The sequence below is a fragment of the Cryobacterium sp. TMT2-4 genome, from assembly GCF_004402575.1.
Classification (GTDB): domain Bacteria; phylum Actinomycetota; class Actinomycetes; order Actinomycetales; family Microbacteriaceae; genus Cryobacterium; species Cryobacterium sandaracinum.
In genome coordinates, this window is the sequence record NZ_SOGE01000031.1 from 13,434 (window position 1) to 33,767 (window position 20,334).

19 protein-coding genes and 5 pseudogenes are annotated in these 20,334 nt (G+C 64.1%); 16 read left to right on the forward strand and 8 right to left on the reverse strand.

The window, feature by feature from the left end; all coding sequences use genetic code 11:
- Positions 1-107 precede the first annotated feature (107 nt).
- Both E3O54_RS10050 and E3O54_RS10055 read left to right on the forward strand, forming a co-directional pair.
- The gene (locus tag E3O54_RS10050; protein ID WP_166785372.1) at positions 108-566 is read left to right on the forward strand and encodes a GNAT family N-acetyltransferase; all 459 of its coding nucleotides are present in this window, start codon (positions 108-110) and stop codon (positions 564-566) included.
- Positions 563-2,341: a molybdopterin-dependent oxidoreductase gene (locus tag E3O54_RS10055; protein WP_198411475.1), complete on the forward strand. Its 1,779-nt coding sequence runs from the start codon at positions 563-565 to the stop codon at positions 2,339-2,341. Before E3O54_RS10050 ends, E3O54_RS10055 begins: the two co-directional genes overlap by 4 nt.
- Before the next feature lie 33 nt (positions 2,342-2,374).
- Here E3O54_RS10055 and E3O54_RS10060 read toward each other — a convergent pair whose 3' ends face one another.
- Positions 2,375-2,878: a hypothetical protein gene (locus tag E3O54_RS10060; RefSeq protein WP_370247717.1), complete on the reverse strand. Its 504-nt coding sequence runs from the start codon at positions 2,876-2,878 to the stop codon at positions 2,375-2,377.
- On the opposite strand from E3O54_RS10060, the pseudogene E3O54_RS16945 reads away from it, so the two are divergent.
- A pseudogene (locus tag E3O54_RS16945) lies at positions 2,814-3,638 on the forward strand (IS30 family transposase); the annotation flags it as partial. The gene E3O54_RS10060 and the pseudogene E3O54_RS16945 overlap by 65 nt on opposite strands.
- A gap of 243 nt (positions 3,639-3,881) precedes the next feature.
- Entirely contained in the window at positions 3,882-4,043 is a 162-nt protein-coding gene (locus tag E3O54_RS16370) for a hypothetical protein (RefSeq protein ID WP_158250296.1), read from the forward strand.
- A 192-nt stretch (positions 4,044-4,235) separates the two neighbouring features.
- Here the strand turns inward: E3O54_RS16370 and E3O54_RS17170 are convergent.
- Positions 4,236-4,382: pseudogene (locus E3O54_RS17170) on the reverse strand (prolyl aminopeptidase); the annotation flags it as partial.
- Positions 4,383-4,646: 264 nt separating this feature from the next.
- Here E3O54_RS17170 and E3O54_RS10080 point away from each other — a divergent pair.
- The 3 genes from E3O54_RS10080 to E3O54_RS10090 are packed head-to-tail and all read left to right on the forward strand — an operon-like array spanning position 4,647 to position 6,259.
- Positions 4,647-5,384, forward strand: coding sequence for a hypothetical protein (locus E3O54_RS10080; RefSeq protein ID WP_134343436.1), 738 nt, complete (start codon positions 4,647-4,649; stop codon positions 5,382-5,384).
- Between the two features lie 22 nt (positions 5,385-5,406).
- Positions 5,407-5,910 carry an SRPBCC family protein gene (locus E3O54_RS10085; protein WP_104102295.1) on the forward strand — a complete coding sequence of 168 codons (504 nt, stop codon included), beginning with the start codon at positions 5,407-5,409 and terminating at the stop codon, positions 5,908-5,910.
- Positions 5,911-5,953: 43 nt separating this feature from the next.
- Positions 5,954-6,259 (forward strand): hypothetical protein, encoded by a 306-nt coding sequence (locus E3O54_RS10090; RefSeq protein ID WP_134373206.1) that lies wholly within the window; start codon positions 5,954-5,956, stop codon positions 6,257-6,259.
- A 249-nt stretch (positions 6,260-6,508) separates the two neighbouring features.
- Here E3O54_RS10090 and E3O54_RS10095 read toward each other — a convergent pair whose 3' ends face one another.
- Positions 6,509-6,913, reverse strand: a complete 405-nt coding sequence (locus E3O54_RS10095; protein WP_134373208.1) for a heavy metal-responsive transcriptional regulator — start codon at positions 6,911-6,913, stop codon at positions 6,509-6,511.
- Positions 6,914-6,967: 54 nt separating this feature from the next.
- Here E3O54_RS10095 and E3O54_RS10100 point away from each other — a divergent pair, with 54 nt between their 5' ends.
- Positions 6,968-7,267, forward strand: coding sequence for a thioredoxin family protein (locus E3O54_RS10100; RefSeq protein WP_134401520.1), 300 nt, complete (start codon positions 6,968-6,970; stop codon positions 7,265-7,267).
- Between the two features lie 160 nt (positions 7,268-7,427).
- On the opposite strand, the gene E3O54_RS10110 is transcribed toward E3O54_RS10100, so the two are convergent.
- On the reverse strand, positions 7,428-8,837 hold the full coding sequence (locus E3O54_RS10110) for a CoA transferase (protein WP_134401522.1): 1,410 nt from the start codon (positions 8,835-8,837) through the stop codon (positions 7,428-7,430).
- Between the two features lie 203 nt (positions 8,838-9,040).
- Positions 9,041-9,160: pseudogene (locus tag E3O54_RS17365) on the reverse strand (PLDc N-terminal domain-containing protein); the annotation flags it as partial.
- 137 nt (positions 9,161-9,297) lie between these two features.
- Between E3O54_RS17365 and E3O54_RS10120 the strand changes: the two are divergent.
- From E3O54_RS10120 to E3O54_RS10140, 5 genes and pseudogenes are all read left to right on the forward strand, one after another.
- Positions 9,298-10,950, forward strand: coding sequence for an ABC transporter substrate-binding protein (locus E3O54_RS10120; protein ID WP_104102282.1), 1,653 nt, complete (start codon positions 9,298-9,300; stop codon positions 10,948-10,950).
- Positions 10,947-11,912 carry an ABC transporter permease gene (locus tag E3O54_RS10125; RefSeq protein ID WP_241976853.1) on the forward strand — a complete coding sequence of 322 codons (966 nt, stop codon included), beginning with the start codon at positions 10,947-10,949 and terminating at the stop codon, positions 11,910-11,912. Before E3O54_RS10120 ends, E3O54_RS10125 begins: the two co-directional genes overlap by 4 nt.
- Positions 11,909-12,754: an ABC transporter permease gene (locus E3O54_RS10130; RefSeq protein ID WP_233191474.1), complete on the forward strand. Its 846-nt coding sequence runs from the start codon at positions 11,909-11,911 to the stop codon at positions 12,752-12,754. Before E3O54_RS10125 ends, E3O54_RS10130 begins: the two co-directional genes overlap by 4 nt.
- Complete coding sequence (locus tag E3O54_RS10135) at positions 12,751-14,325, forward strand: ABC transporter ATP-binding protein (RefSeq protein WP_134373219.1); 1,575 nt, start codon at positions 12,751-12,753, stop codon at positions 14,323-14,325. The genes E3O54_RS10130 and E3O54_RS10135 overlap by 4 nt, the downstream gene beginning before the upstream one ends.
- 2 nt (positions 14,326-14,327) lie before the next feature.
- Positions 14,328-14,475 (forward strand): annotated as a pseudogene (locus E3O54_RS10140) (transposase); the annotation flags it as partial.
- Positions 14,476-14,626: 151 nt separating this feature from the next.
- Here E3O54_RS10140 and E3O54_RS10145 read toward each other — a convergent pair.
- Positions 14,627-15,604: an HNH endonuclease gene (locus tag E3O54_RS10145; protein ID WP_134401524.1), complete on the reverse strand. Its 978-nt coding sequence runs from the start codon at positions 15,602-15,604 to the stop codon at positions 14,627-14,629.
- Between the two features lie 517 nt (positions 15,605-16,121).
- On the opposite strand from E3O54_RS10145, the gene E3O54_RS10150 reads away from it, so the two are divergent.
- A complete protein-coding gene (locus tag E3O54_RS10150; protein ID WP_134401525.1) occupies positions 16,122-16,466 on the forward strand; it encodes an SRPBCC domain-containing protein in 345 nt (114 codons plus the stop codon).
- Between the two features lie 371 nt (positions 16,467-16,837).
- Here the strand turns inward: E3O54_RS10150 and E3O54_RS10155 are convergent, their stop codons facing one another.
- Positions 16,838-17,671, reverse strand: coding sequence for a shikimate 5-dehydrogenase (locus E3O54_RS10155; RefSeq protein ID WP_104102272.1), 834 nt, complete (start codon positions 17,669-17,671; stop codon positions 16,838-16,840).
- Positions 17,672-17,731: 60 nt separating this feature from the next.
- The gene (locus tag E3O54_RS10160; RefSeq protein ID WP_134401572.1) at positions 17,732-18,742 is read right to left on the reverse strand and encodes a LacI family DNA-binding transcriptional regulator; all 1,011 of its coding nucleotides are present in this window, start codon (positions 18,740-18,742) and stop codon (positions 17,732-17,734) included.
- Between the two features lie 35 nt (positions 18,743-18,777).
- On the opposite strand from E3O54_RS10160, the pseudogene E3O54_RS17370 reads away from it, so the two are divergent.
- Positions 18,778-19,224: pseudogene (locus E3O54_RS17370) on the forward strand (ATP-binding cassette domain-containing protein); the annotation flags it as partial.
- A gap of 89 nt (positions 19,225-19,313) precedes the next feature.
- On the forward strand, positions 19,314-20,057 hold the full coding sequence (locus E3O54_RS10165) for an FGGY-family carbohydrate kinase (protein ID WP_370247723.1): 744 nt from the start codon (positions 19,314-19,316) through the stop codon (positions 20,055-20,057).
- Positions 20,058-20,334: the final 277 nt, after the last annotated feature.

The window sequence follows — 20,334 nt, forward strand, 5'->3', positions numbered from 1 at the left end:
CGAAACTTCAGGACCTCGGTGACTTGGCGCCGAATCTGCGTCCGTCGAGGTCCGGCCTGCGGACAGCCCGCAGCTCAGTGTCGCCGAGATTGGGAACAATGGTCTTGATGACGAATTTAGATTTAGCGCCAGATGTTCGCCTTGCATTCTCACCTCTGACTCCTGACGATCTCGAATCAGTTTTTGGCGTCTTCAGCGATCCCGACACGTGGCGGCACTTGCACGTGGGTCGTCACAACACTCGAGAGCAGTCCAAAAGGATCGTCGACGACGCCATCAAGAGCCGGCGAGAACATGGCATTGGTCAATGGGCGGTTCGTGTGGGCGACCGGGGATCGGATGATGCGCTGAGAGCTGGCACGTTCGTCGGTACGGGTGGAGTGAACATGACTCCAGCGCCCGTCTGGAACCTCGGGTACCGTCTCTCCCCGGCGACGTGGGGGCGAGGTTTCGCGACGGAAATCGCCATTGCTGCGGTCGTTGCCGTCCGAGCACAAAGTGACTCGGTTGCGAGATCCCGTCAATCTGGTGCTGGCATTTTAGCGGTTGCTAAGCTCACGACATGATGTCCGGACTGGAAGATCAGAATGTTCCCGCCCCCGATCGTGGGCCGGGGGGGATGCGAAGCTTCCGTTCGGAGCTTGACAGCACGCACTACACCGCGGTCGACGAACACTGGGCAGGCGGTCTCCCAGCACAGTACGGTGTCGCTCCGCGGGTGCGAATTGGTAAGAGCAAGTGGTTCAACCTGTTGTGGTTGATTCCGATCGGCTTGGTGCTCCTGGTCATCGGCATCGCGGTAGCGAAGGGGATACGCGAGCTCCCTGCCGTGCAGGATTTCATTCAACAGTATCCGGGCGAGTCTGAGCTTCCGGAGAACGCGCCGGTGGGTTTCCCTGCATGGCTGGGCTGGCAGCACTTCCTGAATGCTTTTCTGATGATCTTCATCATCCGCTCCGGCGTCACAATCATCGCCGATCACCCGCGTTTGTACTGGTCCAGACACTCCACACCGGGTAAAGACTGGTTGCGTATGCAGAAGCCGGTGCCGAGTGATCCGCTGTATACGTCGAAGCAGGATTCGATCACCTTGCCGGACGGCGTCGGCTTGCCAGGGCGTCGTCACTCCATCGGGCTCGCCCGCTGGTGGCACCTCGGCGTTGACACGTTGTGGTTACTCAACGGAATCGTGTTCTACGTTCTGATCTTCGTCACCGGCCAGTGGATGCGCTTGGTCCCCACGAGTTGGGACGTCATCCCGCATTCCATTTCGGTCGCAATCCAATATCTGTCGCTGGACTGGCCGACGGAAAACGGCTGGGTCAACTACAACGGTCTGCAACTGATCGCCTACTTCATCACCGTGTTCATCGCCGCTCCGACCGCTCTCATCACCGGGCTCGGGATGTCACCGGCGTTGTCGACCAAATTCCGGACCATCAGTTCGGTCTTCAGTATCCAGGTCGCACGATCACTCCATTTCTTGGTGCTCGCCTGGTTCGTCATGTTCATCATCATCCACGTGACCCTCGTGCTGACCACCGGCGCCCTCCGCAACCTCAACCACATGTACGCGTCACGGGACGACAGCTCCTGGGTCGGGTTTTTGATCTTCGCCGCCTCGATGGTGGTCATCATCGTCGGCTGGGTGGCGGCGACACCGTTCACGTACCGGCATCCGCGTGTGGTGCAGAAGGTGGGGTATGCGCTGATCGGTCCCGCGCAGCGGTTGTTCGAGCACATCGATTCGAAGCCGGGTCAGTACACGGAGAAAGATATCTCTCCCTATTTCTGGCATAACGGTAAGTTCCCGGAATCGGAGGAGTACAAGAAGCTCCAAGCTGGCACCTTCACGGATTACAAGCTGCAAATCGGTGGGCTCGTTGATAATCCGGTGGAGTTGGACCTTGAGCAATTACGGGCGCTGTCACACCACGAGCAAATCACGCAGCACTTTTGCATTCAGGGCTGGTCGGGTGTTGCGAAGTGGGGCGGCGTCTCAATGCAGACCATTCTTGACATCGCGAAGCCGAAGCCGGAAGCGAAGTGGGTGATTTTTTACTCCTTTGCGGTCGGTTCTGATGGTGGGATTTACTACGACGCTCAACCGATCGAGCAGATGAGTTACAAACTGACCATGCTGGCCTATGACATGAATGATGAAACGCTGTCGTTCGGTCACGGTGCTCCGCTGCGGTTGCGCAACGAGGTGCAGCTCGGTTTCAAGCTGGTCAAGTGGATTAAGGGCATCGAATTCGTCGAAGACTTCTCCGAGGTCGGCGGTGGTCTGGGTGGGTACGACAACGACCATGAGTTCTTCGGCTATCGGCAATCCATCTGACATCCCACGCACTGACCGACAGGTTGGAACAACTTACGATTGGAAGTCGGCTAGCCACAGGTCGGGGTCGAAGACTTCGTATTGGATGTCTTTTGCGGGTATGCCGCGGGCGATTAGCGCGCTGCGGACGGATTGCATGAAGACCAGCGGGCCGCACAGGTAGTATTCGGCGTCCGTGGGCAGTTCGATGGTGCTGACGTCCATGAATCCGGCGAGTTCGCCGTCGATAGTCTGCGTGGATTTCGTGGGTTCCACATACCAGGTGATCAGGGATGCGTCGGGCATTTTTGCCAAGTCTTCCCTGATTTGGTTACGCAAGGCAAAGGTGTTTGCTGAGTTGTCGGCGTGGAGAAAAGCCACCTTTCGTTGGCTACCGGTCTTCACAAGGTGGGAGAGCATGCCCGCCATGGGCGTGACGCCGATTCCAGCGCTGGCGAGAACCACCGGCCGGTCGGTGAACTCCAGGACCACATCGCGGCCAAGAGCCCGAAAGCTGGACGGGTTAGCGTTACGGGAACAAGTCGCCGTGATGCTCACGAATCGGTTCAGCCCGGAATAGGTCGCGGGCCGACTAAAAGTCGAACATCCGGAGAATCCGGAGATGCAGGTGTCACACGAGACGATCCACCAGGCCCTCTACGTGCAGGGCCGCGGATCGTTGCGCTTGAAAGTTGCCACCGCGTTGCGGTCAGGGCGTGTCACACGGCGCCCGCAGCGGTCGGAGGGTCCGCGGCCGCAGAGGTTCCGGGAGATGGTGATGATCTCCGACCGGCCGCCGGAGATCGAGGACCGCGCCGTTCCCGGGCATTGGGAGGGCGACCTGATCATCGGCTCGACCTCGTCGAAGTCCGCGATCGGAACCCTTCTCGAACGGACTACGGGATACGTGATGCTGCTGCATTTGCCCGGGGATCACACCGCTCGCACCGTGGCCGACGCGATGATCGTGGCAATGAATGCCCTCCCCGAACAGCTGCGCCGTTCGACCACCTGGGATCAGTGAGCGGAGATGTCTCGACACCAGGAAATCACGATGGCGACCGGGATGCCGATCTATTTCTGCGCTCCGCACTCGCCCTGGCAGCGTGGCAGCAACGAGAACACCAACGGGCTCTTGCGCGAGTACTTTCCAAAAGGCACAGACCTGTCCTTTCACGGGCCCGGGATCCTCGAGAACGTCGCTGCGGAACTCAACCGCCGGCCCCGCAAACGCCACGGCTACCGAACGCCCGCAGAGGTCCTCGCCACGCTAACCTCGAACCCAACCAATCAAACCGGTGTTGCAGACACCACTTGAATCCGCCCGATATGAGGCGCCTAGGTTAAATGACACACTAGATCGCGCAGGAGTGGTTCACTCCTAAGTGAAAATATCCAGCGATCAGAGCGACCTTGGATGCGAACCGCTTCAAGACCGCCCGCTTAGTGTTCCGGCCTCATATCCTGCGGTGCATGGGATCTCCGTAACGCTCGGTCGTCTCGTTGTTGCACTGGTGTCCACTTGCACGGATCACGTGGAGGGTTACATCTGGTCCGGCCTGTGCCAGCACCTGGGCACGTCGACGGGCCCGCCGAGGTCGAGCTGGCCGTGGAGCAAGACGCCGGGGATTCCGGCGAGACGGTCATCATTACGCAGCAGTTGGTCTTCCTCGAGCCGGGCCCCGTGCGTGAAGTAGTGCGTCACGATGCGGGCGAACTGTAGCTGGAATGTGGGTCGGTGAAGCGAGGGCTGGGTGCCGAGCCGGGTTCGAGCGAGACGGCGGCGTCTCCCCAGTCGCACCAGCGCTGCGCTGCGTATCACTGTGGCGTCGTCGCTGTGGTTGAGTAGGCGGTCGTAGGCGGCGACGCGGTCACCGTCGCGCTCGGAGGCGGGGACTCCCTCGTGGAAGCGCTGTCATTTCTCGGGCAGGTAGCGGCCGGTCTCGTGGCGGAGCCAGCGCACGTCGCTGCGCTGGGTCATGGTGACGGAGACCAGGACTAGGGTGCGCACGTGCTGCGGGTAGCACTCGGCATAGGTGAGGGCCAGTGTGCAGCCCCAGGATCCGCCCCAGAGTCACAGCTCGGAACGGTGGAGAACCGAGGGTGGCTTGTGGCCTATTCAAATACCCGACGCTAAGTGTTTGTGGCGTTCGGCAGCGATCGTTCGTTCGACATGCCCAGAAGTGGAGGAGCGCGTGTCACTTACCGTGTAAGCACCAAGGTAATGAATGCGACTCTGAGCGATACGTCATCCCGAGGCACCCATCGAGTCCACCTCGCCAAATCGATCTCGGTCGTGCTTGCGGCACTGACCTAGGGTGGACGCATGGACGCTGACATCAACTTCTACTTCGACCCGGTCTGCCCCTTCGCCTGGATGACGAGCAAGTGGGTGCGGCAGGTGCAGGAGCAACGCGACTACACCGTGGACTGGCGGTTCATCTCGTTACGCCTGATCAATGCCCAGGTCGACTACGACACGCACTTCCCTCCCGAGTACGAAGCTGGACACACCGCCGGACTCAGGCTCCTGCGGGTAGCCGCCCGCGCGCGAGCGGAGCACGGCCGCGAGGCGATGGCGCCGCTATACGCCGCCTTCGGGACCCACATCTTCGACACCGCCCCCGGCCCGGACAACCATCGGACCGAGGGTGAGGTGCGTGAGCTCCGCGGGACGCGTGAGTTTGCGGAGCCGATCCTCGCCGAGGCGGGCCTACCGCCCGAGCTGGCGGAAGCTCTCGACGACGAGTCATGGGACATCGAGATCCAGCAGGAGACGGACGAGGCACTCTCGCTGACGGGAAAAGACGTGGGCACGCCCATCATCCACTTCGAGCCGCCCGCCGGTGCGGCCTTCTTCGGGCCGGTGATCAGCCGGCTGCCACACGAGGACTCGGCGGTCGAGTTGTGGGACCACGTGGTCGGGCTGGCCCGCTTCCCGGGTTTTGCCGAACTCAAGCGCAGCCTGCGCGAGCAGCCACAGCTGGCCGCGTTCGGAGTCGACGCGGACACGGTCGGAAAGCAAGAAGACTGGCACGGCGGCAGCCGGCGGCAGCAGAAATGACCCCCTCCATTAGGGTAAATGCATGAATGAGACGAGCACCCTCAGCCACCAGGAGTCCATCATCGTCGAGGCGTCGGCCGCGTTTCTCTATGACCTACTCTCCGACATCACCCGCACCGGAGAGTGGAGCCCGGTCTGTACGTCATGCTGGTGGGATGACGAGGCCGAGGCCGGTCGGGTCGGTGCCTGGTTCACCGGGCACAACGAGCTCCCACACCGGACCTGGCAGACCCGGTCCGAGGTGGTGACGGCAGAGCACGGACGTGAGTTCGCTTGGGTGGTGGGCGGCAGCTTCGTGCGCTGGGGCTTCAGCTTCACCGCCGCGGAGACCGGGACGATGCTCACCGAGTCCTGGGAGTTCCTGCCGGACGGGATCGCCATGTTCGAGGAGAAGTTCGGCGAAAAGGCGCACGCTCAGATCACCGACCGCACCCAGCAGGCCCTCGGTGGCATACCGAAAACCCTCGCAGCGATCAAGCGGATCGCCGAGGTCTCCATCGACGTAGGGGCGAAAGCCCAGTCTTGACCGGGCCGCTCTCGGAGCGCATCGTGTCGTTGTAGAGCTGCCAATGACCGCGACCGGATCGCTTGGCGTGGAACAGGTCGAAATCGGTGTCGCGCACCAGGCTGGCTATTGTCGAGTGGTCCGTAAACAATGCGATGCCAATCGTTACCGTGGGCAGAGTGTGGCGCCCATGGATGCTCAGTTCGGTGCCGACAGCAGCGGCGATGCGCGCGGTCAGGTACTGGTGTGGCTCGGCCGTCCCCATGCGGTCTTGCCTTCAACGCTCACGTTTCATCCCTGGCAATCCTGCAACTCGGGACAGGAGCAGATGCCCCACCGGGCGGGCCGGCCCAGCGCACACTTCCGCTAGCCATTCGTGCTTCGATCCGTCACGGAGGATCGGTAGGTACTTCCACAAATCCCGCTGCGCCAGGTGGGCGCGTGCCCTGAGGCACGTCGTCCTGCGGTCATCCGCCGATGAGGGTTCGAAGGAGCGGCAGTCTTTGCGGGAATTGGAATCAGTGACCGCATAGGTGACAGATTCGGTTCTTTTGTGTGAATGGCAGCGCTAGATGGCGGTGAATTCGCATCGCTTCATGGCATGGGTGAACGTTGCGCGCTACTGGTGAGCGTGGGTGATGACGTGGCAGACACCGCCCGCTTCGCAATCGCCTGGGTCGAGATGCTGGCTCGCGTCGATGATGTGTTGCAGCTCTGTTTCAAGAAGTACGAGTTCTTGTTGGCGGCGGTGCACATCCGCAAGTCTTTTCAAAAGGAGGTTGGAGACGTGTTCGCACGGCACCTCGCCAGCTTCTCTAACAGTGATGATGCCGCCAATTTCGGCCAATGTCAGACCAGCCGTCTGGGCAGACCGAATGAACCGCAGGCGCGATAGGGCCGCTTCGTTGTAGCGGCGGTAACCGTTCCCCCCACGTTCGGCGTGATCCAACAGGCTGCGCCGCTCATAAAACCGGATCGTCTGTGCGGTTACGCCGCTCGCAATGGCCAGGTCTCTAATCTGCATATTCCCATTTCACCACTTGACCTTGCACTGCGGTGCAACGTTTACGGTGAAGGCATGGATATTACGTTGCAGTACTTCGATGGGTGCCCGAACTGGAAAATCGCTGCTGACCGGCTGGCGTTGATCGCGGCTGCATGCCCCGGCATCGTTGTGACCCGGCGGTTGGTCGAGAATCTGGAAGACGCAGAGACAATCGGTTTTCGGGGATCTCCGAGCATGCTGGTGGACGGAACAGACCTTTTTCCCGACCCGTCGGCGTCGGTCGGGCTGGCCTGCCGCATCTACAAGACCCCCACGGGACTAGCCGGCGCCCCAACACTGGAGCAACTGCGCGATGCGATTACTACAGCTTGAGCGGCATAAGTAAGGAATACGACCTGTTCGTGATCGGTGCCGGAATGGCCGGCACCACAGCAGCCAACAGGTGCGCTGCACAGGGATGGCGCGACACTAACCTTCAGCGGGCGGCTTTCGCCATGCTGCACTTGCCGATGGCGCGCCTTACGGGTGGGACTTATCGCTCGCCGCTGGCGGATCGTGACTCGGCCCATTCCGGCTGGTCCGCTCCCCACTGGCTGCCGATCCACCTGTAGCGATTCGGACCGCCGCTAATGCTGATCGCGGGTGCGGCACAGGTGACGGTCCCTTCTAACGTTTCCGCGTTCACGGTTTGGATCTCATATGGGCCGGCTTCGGTCTGCGGGGAATGAGGCTGGGCGAGTAGCTCGTGAGCGACCCGGGCCAATGAAATGTCGACGGTCCACCCGTGCCCGTCGAGGTGGCGACGTCGAAGTGCTGACATGATCCCGGCGGCAAGTAGGTACCCGGCGGAGTGATCCAGTGCTTGGGCCGGCAAAGCTCCTGGCCTGCCGGTGCCGTCTGCGTGAATCTGGGCGATGCCGCTGGCTGCTTGGACAATGCTGTCGAATCCTCGGCGCTCGGCCCAAGGTCCGCTTTGCCCCCACGCGCTCACCCGGCCGATAACGAGCCCTGGATGGCGGTTGTGGAGTTCGACCGGCGAGAGGCCGAATTGGTTGAGGCTGTTCGGCCTGTATCCCGAGACAACAACGTCGGCGTCCGTCAGTAGCTGTTCGAGGCGGTCTCGATCCGGTTTGTAGCCGAGATCGAGGAGCGCGGAACGCTTCCCTTGCCCGGTGTCGAGGTACTGCCAGGGGAGTTCCGGCATGCCAGGATTGTCGATGCGAAGGACATCTGCCCCGAAGAACGCGAGGCTGCGAGTGGCCACCGGCCCGGCTATGACGCGGGTCAAGTCGAGCACCCGAACGCCCTCCAGGGGCGCGTGTCTGTCGGCCGACCCCAGGCTATGGAGGCCCGAGTCTCCTGCCTGCTGCACCAGGCTGATGAAGGGAGCTGCTTTCAGGGATTGGGCTTGAGGATGTCCTCTCCAACTGCTCGGGCTGCGAACCGCGCTGATCACCGCACCAGAATCTGTTGCTTCATCCTCCAGAGCGAGGGCGCTGCGGCGCGAAATTGCGCGAGCGACAGCCTCGGTGGTGGCGGAGCCATCCAATCTCAGAAGTGAGCGCAAAGCCGCTTCGTGATGGGGATAGTTGGCGTGAGTGCGAACCCAACCGTCGCTCGAGGCGAAGAATCCGGACAGGGGCGCCCACGCTGGCGCGGGGTCCCCGTTCCACCGAAATAGTTGGTCACTCCGGAAGGCGCCGGCGACCAGTTGCGGCGCAGAGCCCACCCGCGGAACTTCGTCCGCCTTCGGATCCCGCACTTCCGAACGGACAAGGTGCAGTAACGAGGCCATCAGCTTGGTCGCCGCGATGCTGTCCGCGGCAAGATCCCCGACAGGCAAAGGCGACGAAAGCGGCACCGGCCCGGACAAACGAACACGATCGGCTAGCTCCGGAAGTTCCGCGGAATCGGAGAGAAACGTGCTGAGGAAGGTGCCCATCGGTTGCCTCCCACGCCCTCGACCGTGCACACGTGGGCGTGAAACCAGGCGACCATCGGTGGTTCCCACTTTATCCCCATGTCACGGAGTGCAATTGATGTCATGAGGGGCCGAGCAATCACGGGATGGAATCAAAACGGGGGGAGAGCCGGCGATAGGCCAGCCAAGGAACCCCTTCCGCAAAGGGAAATGAAGGTCGAGGTCTATCGAACCTGGCGTGTGAGTCGAAGGCCGAATGGGTGTGGCCCGGCGAAATACCAAACGAGCGCGCCGAGTAGAGGCGCGAATACGACGGCGATCATCCAGAGGACTTTCTCCACCTCGGACTGGTCGCGGGTTCGCGCAAGGCGGTTTACGCGGTCACTCGTTCCGGCCGGCCTGCTCCACGGGCAAGGTACGTTTGATGGGCGGAGTCAATTAGTTGCTAGTTTGATCCGCACCTGAGAAAGAGACCCCATTTATGCGCTCTCGCGCCCATACAACATCCTGGCTGCGCGCCGCAGCTGCCATTATCGCCACCGTCGCTGTGGTTACGGGGTGCAGTGCCACCGCCCAGAACACCGCGGCCGACTCCACTACCCTGACCTACGCCATCAACGGTGGCACGCTCAGCGGCGGCAAGATGGACATTCACTCATCGGCCTTCCAAGCCACCGCCCTCGTGATGCGCAATTCCTTCGATTCGCTCGTCTATCAGAAGGCCGACGGCTCCTTCGTGCCGTGGCTCGCCACGTCGTGGCAGATCTCCGACGACGGCCTGCAGTACACCTTCGACCTGCGCGATGACGTCACCTTCCACGATGGCGAGCCTTTCAACGCCGAGGCCGTCAAGGCCAACTTCGAGCACGTGGTCGCTCCCGAAACGGCGTCAGCGGATGCCGCCAGCCTCATCGGGTACGCCGAAACCGGTGGCTTCTACGCGGGCACCGAGGTCGTTGACGAGTACACCGTGCGGGTCGACTTCAGCCAGCCCTACGCCCCGTTCTTGCAGGCCGTGAGCACCGCCAAGCTCGGCTTCTACTCGCCCGCGGCGCTGCGTGAGAACGCAGCCCAGCTGCCCGCCGGCGGCCCCGGCATCTCGGTGGGCACCGGCCCGTACGTGTTGAGCGAGTACACGCCAGACCAGAGCATCGTCTTCACCGCGAACGAAAACTATAACTGGGCACCGGATGGCAGCACCCACCGGGGCGCGCCGGCCATCGACACGCTCGAGTTCCGCATCCTGCCCGAATCGTCGGTTCGCACCGGCGCACTCACGAGCGGTGAAGCACAGATCGCCAGCGACATCACCCCGAACGCCGTGGGACAGATCGGTGACGAGTTCACTATCGAAAACGTGACCATGCCGGGCCTGCCGTACACCCTGTTCCTCAACGAGGCGCACGGCGTCTTCGCCGACGAGAATGTGCGCCGCGCCTTTGCCCTCGGAGTCGACATCGGTCCGGCCGTGGAGAGCATCTACCAGGGGCAGGCGGAACGCGCGTGGAGTATCCTCTCCCCGGCCACCCCGAACTCCTACGATCCGAGCCTCGAAGACAGCTGGGCCTTCGACCCCGATCAGGCTAATGCCCTGCTCAACGCGGCCGGCTGGACCGAGCGCGACTCCGAGGGCTACCGCATGAAAGACGGAGCCCGACTCAGCGCGCAGTGGCTCGCCTATAACCCTGTCTCCGATGCCAACGCGAGCTTCGGAGACGTCGTGCAGTCGGACCTGCGCGAAATCGGCTTTGAAATTGTGCGCGACAACCGTGAAATCGCCCAGTACTACGAAGCATTCGACCAGCGTAATTACGACCTATCAGACTGGAGTTTTCCCAGTGTCGACGCCGACGTGTTGCGCGCCCACCTGCACAGCGGCGGCTACAAGAACGGCTCATCCACCGCCGATCCGGTCGTTGACACGCTTCTCGACAACGCCATCGCCACAAGCGACCCGGCCGAACGCGAGTCCCTCTACCAGCAGCTACAGCAGTGGAACGCTACCCACGTCGCCATGGTTCCGATCACCGTGCCCACCGCGATCACCGCATACAGCAAGACCATCGAGAACCTGAGCTTCGACCTGTACGGGCAGCCGCTCTTTTACGAGGCGTCCCTCACGACCGCTCCGTGATCGAACGCCACGGGCACGCACGCGGCGCTGCCCGACCGGGCGCTCGCCTACTCGGTCGGCTCGGCGGCATGGTGCTCGTGGTGTGGGGCGCCGCCACGCTGGGATTCTTCGCATTGCGGCTGATCCCGGGCGACCCGGTGAACGTGCTCATCGGGCTCGGCAACGTCTCGACACAGGTACGCGACCAGATCCGCGAAGACTGGGGCCTCGCCGACCCGCTTCTCGTGCAATACCTCGGCTACCTCGGCCGCCTCGTGCAGGGCGACCTCGGAACGTCGTACCGCAGGCAGCAACCCGTCGCCGACGTGATCGGCCAGCAACTCGTGCCCACCGTGCAGCTGATGGCCCTCGCCGTTGTGTTCGCGCTCCTGCTCGCGCTCGGGTCGGCATTGCTCGGGCGCGGCCGGCGCACAGCACCGCTGGCCGGCCTGCTCGAACTCGTTGCCGTGTCGTCGCCCACGTTTTGGATCGGTCTCGTGCTGATTAGCGTCTTCGGCTTCGGGCTTGGCTGGTTTCCGGTCGTCGCCACGGTGGGGTTCGGCGCTCTCCTCCTGCCAGCAGCGACCCTCGCCATCCCGGTGGCCGGCATCATCAGCCAGGTGCTGCGGCAGGGCCTCGATGACGCAGCAGCGCTGCCCTTCGTCGACACCGTGCGTGCCCGTGGTGCCAGCCACACCCGGCTCGTCGTGCGCCACACCCTGCGCCACGCCGCCGCCAGCACCATCACGCTCACTGGGTATATGGTCGGCTCGCTGCTCGGCGGGTCGGTGCTGGTCGAGACCGTCTTTGCCCGCCCAGGGCTTGGCCGCGTAGCCCTCAACGCCATCGTTGACCGGGACGTACCCGTGGTGCTCGGCATTATCGTGCTCGCCGCGGTGGCCTTCTCCGTGATCAACCTGCTCGTCGACCTTGTCGCCGACCGCATCGACCCGCGCCTGGAGACTAAGCAGGCCTACGCATGAGCGTCCTCGTCGCCGTCCGGTCACGTCGAGTCAAGCGGATGCCCGCCCCGGCACTCTGGGCCGCCGCCGGGTTCCTCGTGCTCCTCGTGGTGTCGGCCCTTCTGCCCGGGGTGTTCACCGCCGCTGACCCCCTGCGCACCGACATCGGTGAGGCGCTGCTGGCGCCCGGCCCCGGGCATCCGTTTGGAACGGACCAGACTGGCCGCGACGTGTTCGCACGGGTGATCTACGGTTCGCGGTACTCGCTCGCCATTGGCTTCGGTGCCACGCTGATCGCTCTGGTCGTGGGGCTCGTGATCGGCTCATTCGCTGGGCTTATGCGCAGCCTCGGCGACGGTGTGCTGAGCCGCGCCATCGAGATCGTGATGGCCTTCCCGGAGTTTCTGCTGGCCCTGATCGTGATCGCAATCATCGGCCCGGGGGAGGCGAGCCTGCTCGTGGCCGTGGCCCTCGCGGTGATCCCCTCCTACGCGCGCGTCGCCCGGGTGCAAACCCTCGTGGTCAAGCGCGCCGGCTACGTGGAGGCCGCGCGCACGCTCGGTGTGTCGCCCGCGGTGACCGTGCTGCGCCACGTGCTACCCAACACCCTCGGCCCGCTGCTGGTCATGGCCACCATGGGAGTCGGCACCGCTATCACTGCCGCGGCCGGCCTGAGCTTCCTCGGCCTCGGGCCGAAGCCGCCAACGCCGGAGTGGGGACTCATCCTCTCGGAAGGCCGCAATTTTCTCGCCAGCGCCTGGTGGATCGCCGTGTTCCCCGGGCTCGTGATCACCGCCACCGTGGTGTCGACAAGCATTCTAGGCCGACACCTGCAGGCCCGAAGCGCGCGACGGCAGCGATGAGCGTCATCACGGTGCGCAACCTGCGCGTGGTTCTGCCGGGCTCGGCGACCGCCGTGGTCGACGGCGTCTCGTTCAGCATTGCCGCCGGGCAATGCCTCGGCATAGTGGGGGAGTCCGGTGCCGGTAAGACGGTGACCGGCCGCAGCCTGATCGGACTCACCCCGGAGGGCGCACGGGTCACCGCCGAGGAACTGACCGTGGCCGGAGTTGACGCTCGAGACCTGACCGAGCCGGCTTGGCGACGCCTGCGCGGTGCCCGCGTTGGCCTCGTGAGCCAGGACGCCCTCGTCTCCCTTGACCCGCTGCGCCGGGTGGGCGCCGAGGTGGCCGAACCCCTCGAGGTGCACGAACCCACACTCGGCCGCGCCGACCGTGCCGGCCGGGTGCTGCAGCTGCTCGATCAGGTGGCCATGCCAGAGCCCGCCATGCGCGTGCGTCACTACCCGCACGAACTTTCCGGTGGCCTGCGCCAGCGCGCACTCATCGCCTCGGCCCTCGCGGCTTCGCCGGCCGTGCTGATCGCTGACGAACCCACTACGGCCCTCGACGTGACCGTTCAGGCCCAGATTGTGGTCCTGCTGCGCCAGCTGAAGGAGTCGGGCCTCGCGCTGCTGCTGATCAGCCACGACCTTACGATTATCCGCCAGCTCGCCGACGACATCGCCGTGATGAAAGACGGGCGGTTCGTCGAGTTGCAGCCTGCGGCCGACCTGTTCGCCGCGCCGCAGCATCCGTATACTCGCGAGCTTCTGGCGGCGGCGTCGCAGAGCCGACCGCCGGCCCCGCCGAACACCGGCCCCGTGGTGCTCGCCGCGCGGGACCTCGCCAAGACCTACGGCCAGGCGGCCGCGCAGCTACACGCTGTGAACGGGGTCTCGTTCGAGCTGCGTGCCGGCCACACCGTGGGCATCGTGGGCGAGTCGGGGTCGGGCAAGAGCACGGTGGCACGGATGCTGCTGGGCACGGAAACCCCGGACCGCGGCGATGTTCTGATGCACGGTGAGCCCTGGAGCCGAGTGCCGGAATCGACGCGGCGGGCCCGACGCGGCGGCATCCAGATCATCCACCAGGACTCCCTGAGTGCCTTCGACCCGCGGGCGACAGTACTGCAGATCCTGTCGGAGGCAATCGCTCTGGATGGCACCCGGCTCGGGCGGCGTCGACGGCGCGAACGCCGGGCGCGGGCGATCGAGCTACTCGAGCTGGTGGCACTGAACGATTCCCTGCTGGGGCGGCGGGCGCACCAGCTCTCCGGCGGGCAGCGCCAGCGCGTGGCGATCGCCAGGGCGCTGGCCCGGCAGCCGAGTATCTTGGTCTGCGACGAGCCGGTGTCGGCGCTGGACGCGTCTATTCAGGCCCAGGTGCTCAAGCTGCTGGCATCCTTGCAGGAGACGACGGGGCTGGCGATGGTGTTCATCTCGCACGACCTCGCAGTGGTACGCGCGCTCAGCCACGACATCCTCGTGATGAAGGATGGCGTTGTCGTGGAGCAGGGACCGGCTGCGGCGCTATTTCTTGCGCCGCAGCATCCGTTCACCCGAGAACTGCTCGCCGCGCACGCCACGGCTTAGTCGGATCAGCCAACGGCCGGGTCGAATCCATGAACACCAAGATCCGACTCATCACCCGCATCGCTTTCGGCTTCACATCCCCGACGCCTGATCGCCCTCACCATGCTCAGCCTCGGCGGCCATAAACCGGTACTCCCGAGCAGGGTTTAACCCACGGTTACGACAGGACAGCCTTCACGACGACCAGTTAATTGTGATCATCCTCCGCCTCGGACATCGTCGGGAGATAGACGAATCCCGATAAGTGAACGCCCATCGGCGCACACGAAAGGAACAACATGACGGCTCTGGCCGCGCTGAGCTACGCGAGGACCTTTGAGCCCTTCGTTCGGTTGCACCGCCAGCAGAGCGTCTGGAGGTTTTCGGGCGTGCTGAGACCGCCTTTGGACACCGGCATGATGTGGTCGACCTCGAGCAAAAGGTGCGGCTTGGCAGCCACCGAGACGCTGCATTGCAAGCAGGCGTAGCGGTCGCGCTGCTTGATCTCGCCTCGGAGTCGCACCGTCATCAGCGTGCGCTGCCCAGCGGCCGACTTCGTCCAGCGGATCTTCTGGACGAGCGTCGCGGACAGTGCATCAAGGGTGGGAGTGTCGAGTGCGATGGTCGATGCCTGACCGCTGTTGCCTCCTGCGGAGGTGTACTGGAATTTGTAAACCGGGTACGGCACCTCGATGGGCGACAGGTGGGCACCGATCTGGTTCCAGAACTCGTCGGCGTGACGCTTGAGGATGAACTTCGGCGGATTGATTCTCGCGGTGATCTCTGCCTCGCGACCCTTGACGTTGGAGACCGCCTCCTCCAGCCGCGAGATGTCCTCGGCGACACGCTGAACGTCAGCCAGGGTCTCCTGGTCGGCCTTGATGGAGAAGTACTTCATGACGTACTTGATCGGCTCGACGCTGGCATTGCGGACGACCTGGAGAGATGTGTTGTGCACTTGCGGCGCGTAGTCGGAGACGTTGCGGTCGCGCCGATTGTTCCACGCCGAGTTGTTCTCAAACGTGGCCAGGTGCGCATACTGACCCGCTGAGGACGCTCCCAGCTCAAATGAGCCCTGTGAGCGGATCTCGGCCACGTAGTTCACGACCTCGTTGTGCTCGGCGACAACGACGGCGATCTCGGATCGCAATGTTTGGAACTGGTCGGAACTGAAATAGCGATCCTTGCGGACCTTCCAGATGATCGGGCTGGCGATCAGAACCAGTGCAAGCGCGGCCAAGGCGGCAACTCCGCTTCCGGTGGTTCCGCCAAGGACGAGGGGCGCCGCAATGAGCAGCATGATTTAAAGCGGTTTGGGCATGATGCCATCTTTCCGTGATGTGACGTAGACAAGCTCATTCTGGCGGGCACTTCTGACACAAATGTCTCTTATCCAGCAAAAACGGGTCAACACCTCCAGTGGAAGCGAGGCAGAGGGCAGAGGAAACTCATGCGGGCTGGCGGCTGCGGATTAAATGACGATGCACGGCCAGGGATGCTCGAACGGCCGCTTTTCGGCGCTGCGAATTGTCCTGCTCGTGCGATGGAGTGATGAGTGCCGAGTGGGTGCGCGCGGTTATGTTCGGAGCGGCGGGTCGAGTTCTGCGCCGTCTGCAGCGCCGGGTAGCACCTTGAGTGGCCAGTTGGCCTTGTAGTTGGAGTGGACATCGCGGTCCCGACGTCGAGTCGTTGAACATACCGGCCCCATGCCCGTTGGGCAGTCGGGTTGCCTTGCGTTGCCTGCGTGGCACGGTCGGCAAGGAACTTAGACCGACCACTAATGCGTTGCCACTCGCGTTCACGGAGTTCTCCCGCCCGTGAACAGATACGCAATCATGGGTACGCTCGAGCCCGGTGCTACTGGCAGCATCGACTGGGATGATTACGGCAGCTTCCCGATCGAAATCACCGAGGTGGTGCCCGACGGCTCGTTCGGCTTCCGTTGGTCGGGAATCCCCGCAGAAGAGCTCGACGAGTACTCGACGCACGTGCGCTTTACCATCGCTGATGCTGGTACCGGGACGGATGTCACGGTGATCGAATCGGGCTTCGACACACTCCCCGGCGGCACCCGCTACCGTCGCGAACGTTTTGAGCAGAACCGAGAGGGCTGGGACGTCGTACTCGACGAGCTCGCGATTTTACTCGAGGGTGTCACCTAGTAGTTCACGATTACGGGGGAGTCGCTCGACGAGTTGGCCACGTTGCTCGGCCGGTAGAGGATTATTTGACAGAGCGCAGAGGATGTACGCGAAAGTACCAAAAAATTGCCCACTGATTCAGTGGCCTGTGAGTTATAGGAACAGCCCGCCACAGGGTCGTGCTCAGAACTGGTTGATTCTGGTCTTAGAACAGGTCTTAAAACGAATGGCCTCCGAGATTTCGGAGGCCATTCGTCGTTACCGGGGTGGATTGTCCTCGTGGGGAGGCGTTTCCTGACGAGGATCCCCTGGAGGCAACGAGGGCCCCGGTCAAGTCACGTGAACGCCGACTGAAGCAACCTGCTTCGGCGTCGACTTGGTTCAGGCGCGCGCTACCGTGCGTGAGTGCGGGCGAAGGCGGATGCCGCGGCGACCTGCTCCGGCCCCGGCCGCACCCCGGTGTAGCGCTCGAACTGCTCCGCTGCCTGCAGAGCGATGACCTCGGCCCCCGTGATCACGGTCTTACCTGCCGCGCGCGCGGCCAGGATGAGCGGAGTCTCCGCGGGCAACGCCACCACGTCGAACACGCAGGTCGCGTCGGCGATCACCTCGGCGGAATAGGACAGGTCGTTCGCCTCGGCACCGCCGGTCATGCCGATCGGGGTGACGTTCACGAGCAGAGGTGCGGTGAGACCGGTCGGCTCGGCCGCCCAGCGGTAGCCGAGCTCGGTGGCGAGAGTCCGGCCTCGGGCCTCGTTCCGGGCGATCAAGGTGCCATGCTCGAACCCGGAATCGCGGAAGGCCGCGGCGACGGCCTTCGCCATTCCGCCGCTGCCGCGGAGCAGGAACGGAGTGGTCGGGTCGAGGGCGCGCGCGCGGATCAGATCGGCGGCGGCGATGTAATCCGTGTTCGAGGCCCGCAGGCAACCGTTGTCGTTGACGATCGTATTGATCGACGCGATGGCGCTCGCCGAGTCATCCAACTCGTCGACCAGGGCGATGACATCTTCCTTGAAGGGCATCGACACGGAGCAGCCACGGATGCCCAACGCACGCACGCCGCCGATCGCGGCGGCAAGATTCGTCGTGGTGAACGCCTTGTAGATGAAATCGAGCCCCAGCTCGGCGTACAGGTAATTGTGGAAACGCGTGCCGAAATTGCTGGGCCGGGCGGCCAGGGAGATGCACAGGCGGGTGTCTTTGTTGAGCAGGGGCTGCAGTGTCATGCGGTCAAGTTTAGGAGCGGAATCGCCAGCGGATGCCCGGGCGGAAGGAGCGGGACCCAGTCAGCCGGCGGTGGACTCCCGCACGATCAGCTCCGGTTGGAACTCGATCTGCTCGTGCACGAAATCGTCGCCGCCGGCGGCTTCGCGCAGCAGCAGGTCGACGGCCGTGTGGCCGATCAGGGCGCTCGGCTGGTGGATCGAGGAGAGCGGCACGATGGCTGCCGCCGCGAAAGCGATGTCGTCGTAGCCGATGAGCGCCACGTCTTCGGGGACCCGCACATCGCCCAGCATGCTCAGGGCCTGCAGCACGCCGATGGCGAGCAGGTCGTTCGCCGCGAACACGGCGTCCGGCCGGTCGACCGGGTCGCGGGCGCGCAACTGCTCGCCCACGAAACGCCCCTGCAGCACCGAGAGGGACTCCGTGCTGATCACCTCGAGCGACACGTTCGGATGCTCCCGCACGGCCTGCCGCGCGCCCTCCAGCCGGTCGGCAACCTGACGGATGCTCTGCAGCCCACCCACGAACGCGATCCGGGTGCGCCCAATCGAGGCCAGGTGCTCCGCGGCGAGGTGCCCGCCGGCCACGTCGTCGACGGCCACGGAGGAGAAGCTGTGGACGGCCGTCTGCCGGTCGACGGGAACGGTGGGGGTGCCGCGGGCGCGCAGCCGCATGAGCCGGTCCCCGACCTCGCCGAGCGGGGAGATCAAGACGCCGTGCACACGCTGCTCTTCGAACAGGTCGAGGTAGGCACTCTCTCGGTCGATGTTCTCGTCGCTGTTGCCGAGGAGCAGGGTGAGACCCTCTTCGGCGGCCCGGTCCTCGGCGCCGCACGCGACATCCGTGAAGAACGGGTTGGCGACGTCGAGCACGACGAGCCCGATGCTGCGGCTGCGGCCGGCCCGCAGTCGCCGGGCAGCGTCGTTGCGCACGAAGCCGAGGGCGGAGATTGCCGTCTGCACCCGCTCCACGGTTGCCGGGGAAACCTTGCCCGGCCGGTTGAGCACATTGGAGACGGTGCCGACCGACACCCCGGCGCGAGCCGCGACTTCGCGCACACTCACCGTTGCCATCGTCACCCTTTCGCCTTGCGCTTTGCTGCCTCTAGGTGAAGTGTGAATCACCGCGCCGCAGATTGAAACGACTCAATACACGAGACCTATTCGAAGTCTCGGTTGAATCTCATTTGGGGGATTGCACTTTTTCTGCTGTCGACGGACGCCCCAACCAATCCGTATATTCGCTGAATACACGTTCTCTGAAACGATTCACCCTTGTCGGTGCCGTTGAGCCATTCGGACCGGTCGTCGCCCTCGCAGACGGGAACATCGAAATCCTCCCCGGTGAGATCCATGCCCTGGTCGGCGAGAATGGGTCCGGCAAGTCCACCCTCGTGAAAATCCTGGCCGGGCTCTACCGCCTCGACGCCGGCGAGTTCCAGGTCGACGGGCAGCCGGTGTCGTTCCGCACCGTGGCCGACAGCAAGGCCCCCGGCATCTCCGCGATCTATCAGGAACCCACCCTGTTCCCCGACCTCACAGTGGCCGAGAACATTTTCATTGGGCGCCAGCCGAAAGGCCGGCTGGGCCTGATCAGCCGGGCCTCCGTGCGCACGGCCGCCGCGACCTGTTCGACCAGCTCGGCGTGCGCATCGATCCCAACCGAGCGGCCGAGGGACTGTCGATCGCCGACCAGCGGATCATCGAGATCGCCAAGGCCATCTCCCAGGGCGCCACGGTGCTCGTCATGGATGAGCCGACCGCCGCGCTGTCGGACATCGAGGTGGAGCGCCTGTTCCAGGTTGCCCGCAACCTGCGGGCCCAGGGCGCGAGCATCCTCTTCATCTCGCACCGCTTCGACGAGGTGTTCGCCGTCTGCGACCGCATCACCGTGATGCGGGAGGTCGCCCCGGTGGGCGACACCGTGCTCTCCGTGAAGGGGCTCGGCCGCGCCGGCCTCTTCGCAGACGTGACCTTCGCCGTGGACGACCCCCGTTTTCTGGCACCCGGGGACATGCCGGCGCGCATCCGTTCCTACTGCGCCGAGCACGGCTTGCCGGTGCCGGGCACCCCGGTCGAACTCATGCGCAGCATCGTCGAGAGCCTGGCGGCTGCCTATGCCGAGACCCTCCGGGTCGTGAGCGAGCTGTCGGGAAGGAGCATCCGCGCGGTGCATATCGTCGGCGGTTGGTCGCAGAACGACCTTCTCTGCCAGCTCACCGCGAACCGAACGGGGCTGACCGTGCTGGCCGGCCCCGTCGAGGCCACCGCGATCGAAAACGTGCTCGTGCAGGCCCGTGCCCAAGGACTTGTGACCGGAAGCCTCGACAGCCTGCGCGCCCTGGTCGCCCAGGCCTCCGCCCCACGGCGCTACCGGCCCACGGCCTGACGTGCGCCGGTGCTACCTGCCTCGGGGCAGAGCCGCCCCGACTGGCTGCCGTGCGCCCCCAACCAATTCGACGGAGATTCTGCCAAAATCCGGCCATTCCCACCGAGAACGGGCGGTCTAGAGCAAAATCTCCGTCGAATTCGTTCGGCGTCGGGCTGGACTGTCGCCCTCGGTCCGCGGTCGAGAAGGGGCCAGGGTGGATGGCGCACAGGGGCGCCTACGTCCCGGTGGGGTCCGGGCGGTGATGCGTGATCAGGATCGGGTCGATCGCGCGAGG

Excerpts from the sequence above, each read along its gene's own strand:
- E3O54_RS10050 (WP_166785372.1), top strand. The coding sequence starts at position 108 with ATGACGAATTTAGATTTAGCGCCAGATGTTCGCCTTGCATTCTCACCT.
- E3O54_RS10055 (WP_198411475.1), top strand. The coding sequence starts at position 563 with ATGATGTCCGGACTGGAAGATCAGAATGTTCCCGCCCCCGATCGTGGG.
- E3O54_RS10080 (WP_134343436.1), top strand. The coding sequence starts at position 4,647 with ATGGACGCTGACATCAACTTCTACTTCGACCCGGTCTGCCCCTTCGCC.
- E3O54_RS10085 (WP_104102295.1), top strand. The coding sequence starts at position 5,407 with ATGAATGAGACGAGCACCCTCAGCCACCAGGAGTCCATCATCGTCGAG.
- E3O54_RS10090 (WP_134373206.1), top strand. The coding sequence starts at position 5,954 with ATGACCGCGACCGGATCGCTTGGCGTGGAACAGGTCGAAATCGGTGTC.
- E3O54_RS10095 (WP_134373208.1), bottom strand. The coding sequence starts at position 6,913 with ATGCAGATTAGAGACCTGGCCATTGCGAGCGGCGTAACCGCACAGACG.
- E3O54_RS10100 (WP_134401520.1), top strand. The coding sequence starts at position 6,968 with ATGGATATTACGTTGCAGTACTTCGATGGGTGCCCGAACTGGAAAATC.
- E3O54_RS10110 (WP_134401522.1), bottom strand. The coding sequence starts at position 8,837 with ATGGGCACCTTCCTCAGCACGTTTCTCTCCGATTCCGCGGAACTTCCG.
- E3O54_RS10120 (WP_104102282.1), top strand. The coding sequence starts at position 9,298 with ATGCGCTCTCGCGCCCATACAACATCCTGGCTGCGCGCCGCAGCTGCC.
- E3O54_RS10130 (WP_233191474.1), top strand. The coding sequence starts at position 11,909 with ATGAGCGTCCTCGTCGCCGTCCGGTCACGTCGAGTCAAGCGGATGCCC.
- E3O54_RS10135 (WP_134373219.1), top strand. The coding sequence starts at position 12,751 with ATGAGCGTCATCACGGTGCGCAACCTGCGCGTGGTTCTGCCGGGCTCG.
- E3O54_RS10145 (WP_134401524.1), bottom strand. The coding sequence starts at position 15,604 with ATGCTGCTCATTGCGGCGCCCCTCGTCCTTGGCGGAACCACCGGAAGC.
- E3O54_RS10155 (WP_104102272.1), bottom strand. The coding sequence starts at position 17,671 with ATGACACTGCAGCCCCTGCTCAACAAAGACACCCGCCTGTGCATCTCC.
- E3O54_RS10160 (WP_134401572.1), bottom strand. The coding sequence starts at position 18,742 with ATGGCAACGGTGAGTGTGCGCGAAGTCGCGGCTCGCGCCGGGGTGTCG.